17 protein-coding genes are annotated in these 12,227 nt (G+C 40.6%); 6 read left to right on the top strand and 11 right to left on the bottom strand.

Features of this window, described 5'->3' with window-relative positions:
- Positions 1 to 55 precede the first annotated feature (55 nt).
- Positions 56 to 1,221 (top strand): IS3 family transposase gene (locus tag ABE28_RS07420; protein ID WP_373921307.1). Its coding sequence is split into 2 segments (ribosomal slippage): positions 56 to 332 and positions 332 to 1,221, totalling 1,167 coding nucleotides; the frame shifts between segments, so codons are not numbered across the junction.
- Between the two features lie 58 nt (positions 1,222 to 1,279).
- Here the strand turns inward: ABE28_RS07420 and ABE28_RS07415 are convergent.
- On the bottom strand, positions 1,280 to 2,305 hold the full coding sequence (locus ABE28_RS07415; protein ID WP_064466370.1) for a SepM family pheromone-processing serine protease: 1,026 nt from the start codon (positions 2,303 to 2,305) through the stop codon (positions 1,280 to 1,282).
- Positions 2,295 to 3,092: a patatin-like phospholipase family protein gene (locus tag ABE28_RS07410; protein ID WP_156775706.1), complete on the bottom strand. Its 798-nt coding sequence runs from the start codon at positions 3,090 to 3,092 to the stop codon at positions 2,295 to 2,297. Before ABE28_RS07410 ends, ABE28_RS07415 begins: the two co-directional genes overlap by 11 nt.
- A gap of 295 nt (positions 3,093 to 3,387) precedes the next feature.
- Here ABE28_RS07410 and ylbJ point away from each other — a divergent pair, with 295 nt between their 5' ends.
- On the top strand, positions 3,388 to 4,605 hold the full coding sequence (gene ylbJ, locus ABE28_RS07405; RefSeq protein ID WP_064466372.1) for a sporulation integral membrane protein YlbJ: 1,218 nt from the start codon (positions 3,388 to 3,390) through the stop codon (positions 4,603 to 4,605).
- Positions 4,606 to 4,650: 45 nt separating this feature from the next.
- On the opposite strand, the gene coaD is transcribed toward ylbJ, so the two are convergent.
- Complete coding sequence (gene coaD, locus ABE28_RS07400; protein WP_064466373.1) at positions 4,651 to 5,142, bottom strand: pantetheine-phosphate adenylyltransferase; 492 nt, start codon at positions 5,140 to 5,142, stop codon at positions 4,651 to 4,653.
- Positions 5,143 to 5,718: a 16S rRNA (guanine(966)-N(2))-methyltransferase RsmD gene (rsmD, locus tag ABE28_RS07395; RefSeq protein WP_064466374.1), complete on the bottom strand. Its 576-nt coding sequence runs from the start codon at positions 5,716 to 5,718 to the stop codon at positions 5,143 to 5,145.
- Positions 5,719 to 6,180: 462 nt separating this feature from the next.
- Here rsmD and ABE28_RS07385 point away from each other — a divergent pair, with 462 nt between their 5' ends.
- Positions 6,181 to 6,570 carry a DUF7147 family protein gene (locus tag ABE28_RS07385; protein WP_064466376.1) on the top strand — a complete coding sequence of 130 codons (390 nt, stop codon included), beginning with the start codon at positions 6,181 to 6,183 and terminating at the stop codon, positions 6,568 to 6,570.
- A 30-nt stretch (positions 6,571 to 6,600) separates the two neighbouring features.
- Here ABE28_RS07385 and ABE28_RS07380 read toward each other — a convergent pair whose 3' ends face one another.
- Entirely contained in the window at positions 6,601 to 6,876 is a 276-nt protein-coding gene (locus tag ABE28_RS07380) for a YlbG family protein (protein ID WP_064466377.1), read from the bottom strand.
- Between the two features lie 134 nt (positions 6,877 to 7,010).
- Between ABE28_RS07380 and ABE28_RS07375 the strand changes: the two genes are divergently transcribed.
- On the top strand, positions 7,011 to 7,334 hold the full coding sequence (locus ABE28_RS07375) for a hypothetical protein (RefSeq protein WP_064466378.1): 324 nt from the start codon (positions 7,011 to 7,013) through the stop codon (positions 7,332 to 7,334).
- A 114-nt stretch (positions 7,335 to 7,448) separates the two neighbouring features.
- Here the strand turns inward: ABE28_RS07375 and ABE28_RS07370 are convergent, their stop codons facing one another.
- The 4 genes from ABE28_RS07370 to ABE28_RS07355 are packed head-to-tail and all read right to left on the bottom strand — an operon-like array spanning position 7,449 to position 9,128.
- Complete coding sequence (locus ABE28_RS07370) at positions 7,449 to 7,898, bottom strand: YlbF/YmcA family competence regulator (protein ID WP_064466379.1); 450 nt, start codon at positions 7,896 to 7,898, stop codon at positions 7,449 to 7,451.
- Positions 7,899 to 7,958: 60 nt separating this feature from the next.
- Complete coding sequence (locus ABE28_RS07365; RefSeq protein WP_064466380.1) at positions 7,959 to 8,384, bottom strand: hypothetical protein; 426 nt, start codon at positions 8,382 to 8,384, stop codon at positions 7,959 to 7,961.
- 60 nt (positions 8,385 to 8,444) lie between these two features.
- Positions 8,445 to 8,687: a YlbE-like family protein gene (locus ABE28_RS07360; protein WP_061144075.1), complete on the bottom strand. Its 243-nt coding sequence runs from the start codon at positions 8,685 to 8,687 to the stop codon at positions 8,445 to 8,447.
- Positions 8,688 to 8,699: 12 nt separating this feature from the next.
- Positions 8,700 to 9,128 carry a YlbD family protein gene (locus ABE28_RS07355; protein WP_064466381.1) on the bottom strand — a complete coding sequence of 143 codons (429 nt, stop codon included), beginning with the start codon at positions 9,126 to 9,128 and terminating at the stop codon, positions 8,700 to 8,702.
- A 273-nt stretch (positions 9,129 to 9,401) separates the two neighbouring features.
- Here ABE28_RS07355 and ABE28_RS24900 point away from each other — a divergent pair, with 273 nt between their 5' ends.
- Positions 9,402 to 9,584: a PaaI family thioesterase gene (locus ABE28_RS24900; protein ID WP_156775705.1), complete on the top strand. Its 183-nt coding sequence runs from the start codon at positions 9,402 to 9,404 to the stop codon at positions 9,582 to 9,584.
- A gap of 149 nt (positions 9,585 to 9,733) precedes the next feature.
- Here ABE28_RS24900 and ABE28_RS07345 read toward each other — a convergent pair whose 3' ends face one another.
- Positions 9,734 to 10,768 (bottom strand): CAP domain-containing protein, encoded by a 1,035-nt coding sequence (locus ABE28_RS07345; RefSeq protein ID WP_257390735.1) that lies wholly within the window; start codon positions 10,766 to 10,768, stop codon positions 9,734 to 9,736.
- Positions 10,769 to 11,114: 346 nt separating this feature from the next.
- Between ABE28_RS07345 and ABE28_RS07340 the strand changes: the two genes are divergently transcribed.
- Positions 11,115 to 11,477 (top strand): YugN family protein, encoded by a 363-nt coding sequence (locus ABE28_RS07340; RefSeq protein WP_064466383.1) that lies wholly within the window; start codon positions 11,115 to 11,117, stop codon positions 11,475 to 11,477.
- Positions 11,478 to 11,554: 77 nt separating this feature from the next.
- On the opposite strand, the gene ABE28_RS07335 is transcribed toward ABE28_RS07340, so the two are convergent.
- Positions 11,555 to 12,016, bottom strand: a complete 462-nt coding sequence (locus ABE28_RS07335) for a DUF420 domain-containing protein (RefSeq protein WP_064466384.1) — start codon at positions 12,014 to 12,016, stop codon at positions 11,555 to 11,557.
- Between the last annotated feature and the right edge of the window lie 211 nt (positions 12,017 to 12,227).

Below are 12,227 nucleotides of genomic sequence, written 5' to 3'. Positions count from 1 at the left end.
AAACACCCCTTGAGTCGTATTAGTTATCTAAACGATTTTGGAGGTGTTTTTCTTCATGGGCACAAGAGTTCACTACCCCGAGGAAGTAAAATGGCAAGCTGTAGAATTAAAGTTACAAGGAATGAGTAATAAAGCAATAATGAAACAGTTAGGAATCAAAAATGTATCCCAGATTAAAACATGGAAGAAATGGCATGATGAAGGGCAAACCCATCGATTCTCTCAGCCTGTAGGAAAACAATATACGTATGGAAAAGGACCTGCTGGTTTAAGTGAAAAAGATGCTTTAAAACAAGAGAATAAGCAATTAAAAGCACAGTTGGAAATCTTAAAAAAGTACCAAGAGATCGAGAGGAGTTGGAGCCACAAATTGTTGTACAAGTAGTCAAGGAACTGTCTTCCATGTACAAAATCGTTGATATATTAACAGTATTAGAAGTACCTAAGGCCACCTATTATAGGTGGAAGAAAAAGTATACAAGATCCGTTATGAGCCCACTTGAAGAAGTAGTCGTTCTCCTATGCGGAGAGAGTCATTTTCATTATGGTCATAGGAAAATCAAGGCTCTTCTAAAAAGAATACATGGAATTGAAGTTAATCGAAAAACAGTTCAAAAGATCATGCAGAAATATCAAGTGCAGTGTCAAATTAAAGTTAAACGACCAAAATATTTAAATGGTGAGAGTAACATTGTGGTGAAAAATATCCTAAATAGAGAATTTACAGCTGCCAAGCCTAATGAGAAATGGGTAACGGACATCACTTATTTACCATATGGATCAAAAATGTTGTATTTATCAACAATCATAGACCTTTATAATAACGAGATTGTAACCTACAAAGTGAGTGAGACTCAGGATGTAGATTTGGTTAAAAATACACTTAATGAAGCTGTAGAGAAAAGAAAACCAAAAGATGGGTTACTGATTCATACTGATCAAGGTTCTGTTTATACATCTTATGTTTTTCAAAATTTAGCTAAAGAAAAAGGCATCATCACAAGCATGTCCCGAAAAGGAAACTGCCATGATAATGCCGTCATAGAATCCTTTCACTCCTCGCTAAAGTCGGAAGGATTCAACACTCAAAGAAGAGCATCTATATCTAATTCTAAAGTAGTGCAAATGGTAAATCAATACATGTATTATTATAACCAAATACGTATTCAAGCAAAATTAAACTACCTGTCTCCAATTGAGTTTGGAGAGCAGGCAGCATGAGTGTTTTTTCTAAGTCTCAATTCGATGGGTCAGTTCAATAGCCTGCCTGCGCTTTTTGTCATTTTCCTTTCCCTTTTAACTTATTTAAATAAGTCAGGGCATCATCAAAATTATCTACCGGGACAATCTTCATATCCGTTCCGATATCCTTCGCTGCTATAAGTGCATCTTCATAATTCGAGCCAGCTGCTCCACTTTCGTTTGGTGCAAAGAAAATTTCCGCGCCAGAATTATCTGCGGCCACTATTTTCTGTTGAATCCCGCCAATCGGCCCGACCGTCCCATCATCTGCCATCGTACCTGTACCCGCTATATCGTATCCTTTCGTAAGATCACCTTCTGTCAATTGATTAAATATTTCCAATGAAAACATCAATCCAGCAGAAGGACCGCCTATTTGTTCGGAATCAATGGCGATGGCCGGCTTTGTTGTCACTTTTCGATTGTCATCAAGTGAAATGCCTATGCCAACCCTATTCGGGTCATCTTTGAAAGGCTGCAAGGATAAAACCGCTTTTTTCTCTGTTTCTTCCCTTTTATATACCACTTCAACCTTATCTCCAGCTTTCTTCCCGTTAATGTAGCCCATGAATTCTTGTGCAGACCTGAATTTCACATCATCGACCTGAATGATTTGGTCGCCTGCTTTCAGTTCCTTCGCAGCAGGCATTCCCTCAAGCACGTCCAAAACATATACACCCAAATATTCATAATCGACTTCTTTTCCTGCTTTTTCATATGCGATCTTTATGGCATTGTTTTTAGAACCATCCATTAAGTGTAATTGCCTAATATTATATTCTTCATCCGTTTCATCTGCGCTCCTGATCGCGTTTTCCGGATAAAGCTCCTGATATTTGCTCCACTTTGCCAGCAAATAGGAATAAATATTTGCCCGCCCCATCCTTACCGTGGTCAACATAAAGCTCCCTTTCGCTTCATCCCCGCCTGAAACCTCTATAATCGGCTCCAATTCCTTCGCCATTCCTGGTTTGGATACATAAAAAGGTAGGGAATAAAGTGCTGATGCTATGAGAAGAATAGCAACCACCAGGAAAGTGCGTACATACATTTTACGGTTCATCTTCAAAAGACTCCTTCCAAGTAGCAATGCTTTGTTTTATTTGATCGATTTTCCCTCTTGCCGCTTCTTCTCCAATACTAATTATTTCCTGTACGTTTGTAAATGATTTAGAGCTGTATTTCTCCACCCTTGGACGTATCATGATGTCTGAAGCAAACTCCCTGCTTTTCACAAGCTCCATTTGCAGGATATCGAGGCTTTGCATAATAACATCATAGATGGAGTTTATCTCCATATCCTGTTTTACATGAGCGACATCCACTCCGATTATGATATCTGCCCCCATCTCCTTCACGACAGAAACAGGAACCCTATCAACGACCCCGCCATCAACAAGCAGGCGTTTGCCTATTTTTTCGGGTATGAATATCCCAGGAATCGAAATGCTTGCCCTGACTGCAGGAGCGATGGGACCTTCCTGAAAAATGACCTTATCACCCGTTTTTATATCAGTGGCGACTACAGCCACAGGAATATCCAGTTCTTCGAAATTCTTTCCATATGTAAATACCCTGATCAATTCCTTAGTGCGTTTACCGGAAATGAAGCCCATTTTAGGAATGGTAAAATCCAAATAGTACTTCCTTTTAAATGCACGAGACAGCTTATACAGCCGTTCAATATCCGAACCGGCTCCATAAAAGGCCGCTACCATCGCCCCCATGCTGCTGCCGGCAATCATGTCGATTGGAATACCTTCTTGCTGTAACACCTTTATCACTCCAATATGCGCAAACCCCCTTGCTCCTCCCGATCCAAGAGCAAGCCCGACCTTCGGTTCCGACAAAGATAATCCCCCCTGTTGAAAAATATTGAAAATACAACTCATTCAAAGTTATGGTCTTAAACGGATTTATAGAAGCATATTATTTATATTGACAGTGAAACAAGCTTGACGGGGAAATGTATGTACCGTGTGTTTTAAAGGGGTCAGGATCTACATTGAACAATTTTGCCCATATGGACATGTGCATATGGTTCACTTACTTCTACACCCTTCATTTCGAGAAAAGAAAGTTCATATTTTATTATATACGAAACGGACTGCCCTTATTTAGTAACCTTCAAAAGGAGGCTGAATTTTGCTTAAATCAAAATCGAAAACAATACTGCTGGCTACCTCCGTCACGATGATGGCAGTCGGCTTGATCATCTTCCCCCAAGAATCCTTTGAAGCTTCCACAGGCGGGCTGAATATGTGGTGGAAAATCGTTTTCCCTTCACTTCTGCCATTCTTGATTTTCTCGGAGTTATTGATCAGTTTTGGGGTAGTAAAGTTTATCGGAGTCTTGCTCGAACCATTCATGCGCCCGTTATTCCGTGTACCCGGAGTGGGCGGGTTCGTCTGGGCAATGGGACTTGCCTCAGGGTTCCCTGCTGGTGCAAAATTCACTGTAAGGCTTCGCCAGGAGGGACAATTGACCCGCATTGAAGCTGAAAGACTCGTTTGTTTCACTAATTCATCCAATCCGTTGTTTCTGTTCGTTGCCGTTGCCGTTGGCTTTTTCCATAATCCTCATTTAGGGATCATCCTTGCACTATCCCACTACCTAGGAAATTTTTGTGTAGGCATCATCATGCGTTTTTACCGGCGGAAAGAGGAAAAATCCCATACTAAAGCCATGCCCAAGCTCCCTTCCATTAGACAAGCCTTTAGCCAGATGCACCGAACCCGGATAAAGGAAACAAGACCCTTTGGCAGTTTGCTTGGAGATGCAGTACTATCTTCCATTCAAACCTTATTAATGATCGGGGGATTCATCATTCTCTTTTCAGTAGTCAACAAGCTTTTATTTCATATGAACATTACCGGATTGCTCGCATCGTGGGTCGGAGGGGTTTTACATATTTACAATTTCCCGGATTCCCTAAGTCTCCCGTTCATTTCGGGAATGTTTGAAATGACGCTTGGTTCAAAATTGACCAGTGCCGTGGAAAATGCGAGTCTTTTCCAGCAAACAGTGATGACCAGCTTCATTCTTGCTTTCAACGGATTCAGCATCCAGGCACAGGTTGCGAGTATAATAGCATCAACTGACATACGTTTCTTGCCGTTTTTCTTCGCAAGGATTGCGCATGGCTTTCTGGCATCGATGATCACCGTTTTGCTTTGGGTACCATTCTATAAAGGCAATAAGGGAAGCGGCAGCACGGTACAAGCTTTTCCAGTCAGCGGCACAGGCGAACAGGCAGGCTCACTTTATCAATATATGATTGATTTCGGCCCGCTCCTCACCCTCATGTTTCTCATCCTTTACATCATCATATTCACGAAAAGGATATTCAAAGGACTTCCATAACATAAATAGAAAAAAAAGCATTGCGCGGTGGCAATGCTCTTTTTTCTATCCTTTCTGTTGTGCATACTTTTTCGACAGGGCTTCCTGGACAACAGGAGGAACTAGTTCGGAGATATCTCCTCCATATTTCGCGACCTCTTTAACAATACTTGAACTCAGGAAAGAATATTGATTTTTCGTCATGATAAAGAATGATTCAATTCTACTGTTAAGAAACCGGTTCATTGAAGTTCCCTGCATTTCGTATTCAAAATCGGAAGTCGCCCTTAATCCCCTGATGATGGCGTTTGCAGAAACGCTTTCAGCATAGTCGACTGTCAATCCTTGATAGAAATCCACTTTAACATTCGGCATATGTTTCGTTGCCTCCGTAATTAATTCCAGCCGCTCTTCCACTGAAAAAAGTGAATTTTTCGCTGAGTTATTCACGATGACGACATATACCTCATCAAAAACATTCGCTCCCCTTTGAATGATATCAAGATGGCCGAACGTTATTGGATCAAAACTCCCTGGACAAATCGCTATTTTGGACATTCATAGTTCCCCCTGTTCGTGTACATTTCCCCATTGATAAATCGTAACAGCGATGACGCCATAAACTTCTTTTCGCCTAACCGTAAAGCTTCCAACACTTTCCGGCAATGTAACATCATGGCCATGTTCACAAACAATATATCCATTATCACTCAGTAATCGGTGTTTATGTATTTCTTCAACAATTTCCATTAGCTTTTGTTTCTTATACGGCGGATCAAGAAAAATTAACTCAAACGCCATTTCCCTCTTGACCAAAGCTTTCAAGGCACGCTCAGAATCATTTTTATAAACTTCTGCACGGTCTGAAAACTTACATAGTTCCAAATTGGTCTTAACCGTTTGATTTGCTTTGTAATCCCGATCGACGAATATGGCTTTATCCATGCCCCTGCTTAACGCTTCAATTCCAAGGCCGCCGCTGCCAGCAAATAAATCGAGGACTAATCCCCCTTCGAAATAAGGTCCAATCATATTAAAAATGGATTCCTTCACTTTATCCGTAGTCGGCCGGGTTCCTGTACCCGGTACAGCCTTAAGTGGTCTTCCTTTGCAAGTTCCGGAAACGACCCTCATCATTCTCACCACATTTTTTGACAAATTTCTGTTACTTTCCTATCCTAACATATTAGAAAAAGCAAGCCAATATTTAATGCAATTCCTTCAGTATGAGTCCGGAATCCGCTCATGTTTTCTACGAAGGAAGAAAGACAATCATTTTCCTTCAAATATTATACGTTTTGAATAAGTTAACGTTTTTTGGTCATAATAAGAATAACAACATTCCTTTTTAGGTGTTGTTGCCAACCGCGGAGAAGGCTTACGTTTCCCCATAAGTTCTTCCTCCGGTTTCTCCTCTCCCTTTGCCTTCTGGTCCATAGTTAGACATAGAAGGACCCTGCAAATATTTTGCAGGGCTTTTTTTTTTACCACATAAACCCGTGAAGCTTTGTCATGATACAAACATGAAGTTGTCCTTCTCTTTTATGAGGGAAAATGATAAAGTAATGAATAATAAGTTAGTTAGGAGAGGTTTAATTGATTCAACGTTTTATTGAACTCGGACAAGGACTTTCTGATATATATGAACTGCTTGAGGTAGGTCGTAACCAGAAACATCGTGTCATCAGGCTATTGGCCCTGCATACTACCATAAACGATAAAAAGGTAACCTCCATAGCCATCGTCATGCAGCCTACGGATCCAGGTAAGTTCCAGCCGCTTTATATTTGCCGTGAAGGTATACCTAACCCTCATATAACCAAAAATAAACGCTATGAGACTTTTGAAAACCTGGCTGAAGAACTGGATAAGCCCATCATTGAAATCGATGTGAAACCCTCTGTGCTTTTTGCAGAAACCGAACTTTACTACCAACACTTAATCGGCATTTTGCGAATGAATAGGTACCTTCCGCCATTGGGCTAAAAAAACTGACTCTTGCTGAGTCAGTTTTTTTCAGATTCCCATCTTATAATCGTATTCCTTCGCCTTATCCGGTTTGGAGTTTTCGAATTCCATCTTCAGAAAGGGCTTATAAGAAAGGTCGACTTTTTTTACGAACGAATAGTTATTCAGCTTTTCCACAAGCGGTTCCACTTCGTTCATATTCGTATAAAGGACCACATATTTCAATTTTTTCGAAACATAATGGATATTTCCAAATTTCCTAAGCATTTTGGCTTGCTTTAATGTATGTAAATAGACGATGATTCCTTGTCTCGCTCCAAGCATATCAATAACTCCCTTTTGTAAAGGTTTTAACTAAGTGTAGCATAGCAGAAACTTTACTTTCAACCAAGAAAAAAGATTATAAACGAAATTCTCTCACTATTATGAATATACCTATTGGAAATGGAGATGAAACGATGGATTTAGAACAAATTTGGCATCAATTTATCAATCAGTTACTTTCCAATGAAGAAATTAATCAAGCTTCAGTAAAGAAATTTTCCGGCATCCCCTTTATATATATCCATTACCACTCTCCGGATAACGACGAGCAGTTGCTTTCTTTCATCATAAAAAAAGCTGCAAGCCATTCGATGCGCGGCAAGCAGCTCCATTGTGAAACGATTTTCGTAAGACAGGAAGAAAGCCTATATGTATTCCGCCATCGTTTTTACGTTCCGCAGAAAAAGATGTTTTGCTGTGGAAACCTTTGTCCGGATTGTATCCTTTTTCGCAGTTGACCGCTTTTGAAAACATTTCGGACACGTAAAAGCCACCGAGCTTCGGATGAACTAACGAATTTCGATGGCTTTATTACGCTGCTGCCGCCGTCGCCGGACAGCAAACTTCACTATTTAGGCAGAGCAACCGCAGCTTCCGCCAGTGCCACAGCTTCCGGTAGAACACCCACCCGAAGATACAAAAAACGGATTGCCTGCCGGAGTTTTGACCTGTTCCGATACAGCACTCCCTATCCTTCCGCTTATTTCATCAAGAACCGATTGCAGCTCGGTCTCAGCCCTCTTGAAATTAGCAACGGAATCGTGCATATCCATATCTCGTTTAGCTTCTCTCGTTTCTAAATTGATGCGTTTATAATCCGGGTGATACTTACCGAACCTTTGAACATCTTCAAATAGATCCTTTAATGAAGTGAACTTCGATATTTTTTGCTGTGCCTCTTTGTCGCTCTGTAATTTATATAAACTAAGGAGATATTCTTCTCCTATTTCAGAATGAAGGATCATTTCAGCCAATCCATCAGCCTGGTGCAAAATGTCGATGATTTCCATAGTAGCAAGCATTAACAAGCTCACCTCCACCTTCATTTTACCATTAGTCCCTTTCAGATGCTAATGGTTTAATTATATCGAAGAAGTGATATGTACATCGAACTCTTTTTGCAAGCCGGTTTTCTTCCCAGAACCATTCAATATCTCCAGCTTTATTTTATGCATGCCATTCGGAACATCCTTTACAATAAATGCTGCTGTTTTCATATCGGCTTTTTTATGGTTATCAATGAAGACAGTCACCGTTGCCATGTTTCCTGAATTCACGTTTGAAAAACTATAGTTTTTCAAGTAACACTCTACGTATACCGAGTTACCCTTCACAAACGTTTTCACCCTAAAATCCTCATCTGAATTTCGAACGCTTGATACAGTGGTGGCAGCTTTAAGGGTAGATACATCTTGTATAGCCACTTTTGAATTTTCAGGTTCGGGTATTTTCTTGCCACAACCCGCCACTGCCATCAACACTGCTAGACCCAAAATCAATTTCCTCATACCATCGTCCCCCTTTTGCCTTTATTGTTAGCCAAAAGGAGTAATTTACTCTTTTTTTCTTCATTCACCTGGAGCGTTCATGGCTTGAAACATATGAAGCATCATCGAGGCAACTTGAACACTTTCCGAAAATTTAGAAACACGATGGGGAATCGATTTCTCAAAATAATATTTAGCCTCGGTTTCAAATACATCCACTTCATGTGGATTACGCATTAACCTTTTGTACCATGCAGGTTGAACTCTCAAGTAATTCCGCATATCTTCATTCGTTTGGATGAATTCATATATATTCTGACGCATGAAGGGTCCTCCTTAATCTTTGGTGAATAAAAAAGGGTTGGATCTCTGCTCTTTTTCTTTCGAGGGAGGAGTCGATTCACCTGACTTGTTCCCCTGAAAAGCAGATAGAACTCCTTGGATGGCCCCGATGGCCTGGTTGGCATTCACAATATACTGTTGAATCTGCCCCATATCCATATTTTTGACTGCACTCATAATCGTACCAATCAACTCCGTACTTTCTTCCTTTTCCACCGGGGGTGATGGAGATTTTGCATTCACAACAGTTTCATTCATGCTGCCTTCAGCCTGCCAGCGTGGATGATCTTCACCGAGTAAATACCATTCCTCAAAAAGTTCCTGCCATGTTGCTTGCTTGTTTCTCACCTCGTTCACTAAATAAGGATGCTCCTTGACGAACTTCCTGAATCCATCAACGGAGGGGCGCTTTTTTTTTGCCATTACTCTCACCTCACACATAGACATTGCCTATTCCACCATATGCACCACTGATATGAAAAGTGCATCCCTTCATTTCCTTTACGTATAATATTAGGGAATGGAGGAGGGGATTTCATGTAAGATTCAAGTGATTTGGTCAATGAATTTCAAAAGCTGGCAAAGTCTATCCTATTCTCAGAACTAAAATCAAGAAGTCGGAAACGTAAATATTCCAATATTTCCAGCCTGTTTCAGTTAAATAAGAATGTAAGCGACGAGGGTACGAAACTTACGATGACCTTGCCCAACACGCCTCTTGTACGTAATGAACGGAACATCACCGATGGCGGGATGATGGCCACCTTGCTGGATTCCGCGATGGGCACGCTTGCAGGCTCGACCATTCCAAAAGACTATGTAACAGTGACTCAGGATATTGAATTCAGATATGTTAAAGCGGCCATTGGCGATTTATAGACATGCACGTGCGAGTTAATCCATAGGGGAAGGAAAACAATCATCATCGAGGGCAAGGTCCACCGTGATGATAGGGAACAATGCGCTGTATCCACAGGGAATTTTTTCATCATGGAAATCAAAAACGGACCCACATCGGATCCGTTTTGTTATTTTTTTATAAAATTCTGGGTGTAATACTTGTTATAAACTCCTACACCAAGTCCTGTAAATTCCTCATTCAGCATCGTATCACGATGACCTTTGCTATTGAGCCAGCCTTCCATCACCGCTGCTGCGTCCACATAATGAGCAGCGATATTTTCACCTGCTGCCTTGTATTTGACATGACCTGCATCAAGCCGTTTTTCCAAATCCCCTTTCGCTTCTGAAACATGCGTTCCTTCAGAAGCGTCCGTCATTTCCCGGCTATGAAGATAAGCCACTGCCGACGTAGGACCTTCCCATTCCAGAGGCTTCAAATCGAACCTGTTGCGCATGATATTCGTGATATCGAATATTTGCTGTTCATTTCCATCTTCCACCTTCTCCATGTCTTCTTTAGATAAAGGCTCAACACTCGGAAGTTTACCATGGTAGGTCAACTCATATGGCTGCTGTTTCAAAAGGACGGAATCATTCAAAAACCGGATGCTCGAAACCGTCCCTGTGAATTTATCCAAGTACAGCTGAACATGAATGTTCCCGAGTTTGATCAACGGCCTCATGTTCATGTCTTCCTCAGACAATTCGAAACGATAGGAGCTGTCGTCAACCTCGATATCAACAGTTGGTTCTATATATAAGCTGGAATAGATGGCATCAAGGGACTGCCCAATTTTAAATGGAGCGACATTTACCTTCTCACCGATTCCGTATGCTGATACCACTTTTCCATCTTCAACGGCTAATTGAATATAATTGCTATAGTCCTTCTTATATATCCACCATTCATATCCGTAGGCCGACAGATCAATTCGATCAGGCTCACCGAATTCCGCTTCGATCTCTTCTGCATTTTTCCCGATCGTTACGGCCAGACCTTCCGTTGCTTTAGCCACTCTTCCCTTTTCGGAGGTAGTGGACTTTTCATTTAAATGTTCATTGGGGTTAACACCCTTGTTACCATCTAAAAGAGGGTTCCCTCCATCTTCATTGCCGATATTAAGATAAATACCAATAACGAAAAAAATAATGATCAACACCAAAACCTTACCTAATCTGCGCAGAGGAACACACCCTCTCTCTATCTATTTTATGTATCCAATGCAAAAGCCTACCTTACCTGATTATATCATTGTTCAAGCATAATTTTCTAATTTACGATAAGCTGTTCCTTCATTAAATTTATTCACTAGTGATACTTTTGCGAATGATTAAAATACGATGAATTAAGTTCATTGCAACTTCCAGCATTTCATACTATTATTAAATATAGGATAAAATGGTATATTATAAACATACTTGGAGATTTTTAATATATTCTTGTACATAATATTTTCCCGGTATGTCATTTTCATTCTCAAATACTGAACATGGGAGGTACTACTCGTGAAATTTGAAAGCTTTGGAATCGAAAATATCACAGCTGACCTAAACCGATTAGATGACCTAATGCCCCAATATGGGTTAATTCGTGCAGAGCAATGGGATTACGAAAGAGTCAGCTACGATCGTAAATTCGAATTAAAAGAAGGCATTTTTTACTTGCGAATACTTGGCTATGCTACAGAAGGCGATGTCGGCGCCCATAGGGCCGTTATTAAACTAATGGTTCCGCTATTGGGGAAACACTATTATCCACATGGAGTCGAATATGGCGAAGGTGAGGATTTCCCTTCTTCCCTAGTTAAACAAAGCGAAAAAATCCTCGCACAAGTCAAAGAAGAACTTACACAATTCAATGGCCTATAACAGCCTCGAAGAAAAGCGAGGTGATCAGCACGTAATACAAAAGCCTGATGCTTTCTGCACCAGGCTTTTTCATCATTTTAAAATCCTAGGATTGCCTTTATTAAAGAGGTTGTCTCTCCTCCATGATAAATGACATAAAGCAGGATGTATACGGCCACACCAGTGATCCCCGTGAAAAACCAGATGATGCTTGTCGTAGGTCCAATTTTTTTATGAATGGCAAAATTCCCTTTAAATCCAGTGGTAAGCATGATGATTCCCAATACGGCTCCGGTTGTCGCAAGCGTGATGTGAAAGATCAGAAAAATCGTATAATAAATTTTTATGTCATCTGGTCCGCCAAATGACGTACTGCCGATAAACACCGTTCTAGAGAGATAGATGGCGAAAAAGATCACTGCGAAAACAGCAGCTGCCATCATCGTTTTTTTATGTGTCTCGATTTTACGTTGTTTAATTTGGTACCAGCCTATTGCAACAGTGATGGCACTTAATACAATGAAGGCTGTACTTATCGTTGGAAGGATTGGTAAAGACATAAGTATTGCATTCCTCTCTATATTTAGTAATCATCTATCATTTTATAAGAGGCAACCATAAAATTCAATAAAATCAAGCATTATTAACAGAATGCTCACTTTTAAAGAAAAGCCAAGACAAATCACTGGCTATTTAGGCAGAATCATTATTCCCCCCTAATCACCGTATCCGGATTGGGCGGGCGGGCAAACGTATAAAAAACTTGTCTGC

The sequence above is a fragment of the Peribacillus muralis genome, from assembly GCF_001645685.2.
GTDB classification, from domain to species: domain Bacteria; phylum Bacillota; class Bacilli; order Bacillales; family DSM-1321; genus Peribacillus; species Peribacillus muralis_A.
This window is presented reverse-complemented; position numbering and strand designations above follow the sequence as displayed.

Coding starts and splice junctions, on each gene's coding strand:
- ABE28_RS07380 (WP_064466377.1), bottom strand. CDS start 6,876: ATGCTTGGAGCGAGACAAGGAATCATCGTCTATTTACATACATTAAAG.
- ABE28_RS07375 (WP_064466378.1), top strand. CDS start 7,011: ATGGATTTAGAACAAATTTGGCATCAATTTATCAATCAGTTACTTTCC.
- ABE28_RS07360 (WP_061144075.1), bottom strand. CDS start 8,687: ATGCGTCAGAATATATATGAATTCATCCAAACGAATGAAGATATGCGG.
- coaD (WP_064466373.1), bottom strand. CDS start 5,142: ATGTCCAAAATAGCGATTTGTCCAGGGAGTTTTGATCCAATAACGTTC.
- ABE28_RS07415 (WP_064466370.1), bottom strand. CDS start 2,305: ATGAACCGTAAAATGTATGTACGCACTTTCCTGGTGGTTGCTATTCTT.
- rsmD (WP_064466374.1), bottom strand. CDS start 5,718: ATGAGGGTCGTTTCCGGAACTTGCAAAGGAAGACCACTTAAGGCTGTA.
- ABE28_RS07370 (WP_064466379.1), bottom strand. CDS start 7,898: ATGCTTGCTACTATGGAAATCATCGACATTTTGCACCAGGCTGATGGA.
- ABE28_RS24900 (WP_156775705.1), top strand. CDS start 9,402: ATGACCTTGCCCAACACGCCTCTTGTACGTAATGAACGGAACATCACC.
- ABE28_RS07365 (WP_064466380.1), bottom strand. CDS start 8,384: ATGAGGAAATTGATTTTGGGTCTAGCAGTGTTGATGGCAGTGGCGGGT.
- ABE28_RS07335 (WP_064466384.1), bottom strand. CDS start 12,016: ATGTCTTTACCAATCCTTCCAACGATAAGTACAGCCTTCATTGTATTA.
- ABE28_RS07355 (WP_064466381.1), bottom strand. CDS start 9,128: ATGGCAAAAAAAAAGCGCCCCTCCGTTGATGGATTCAGGAAGTTCGTC.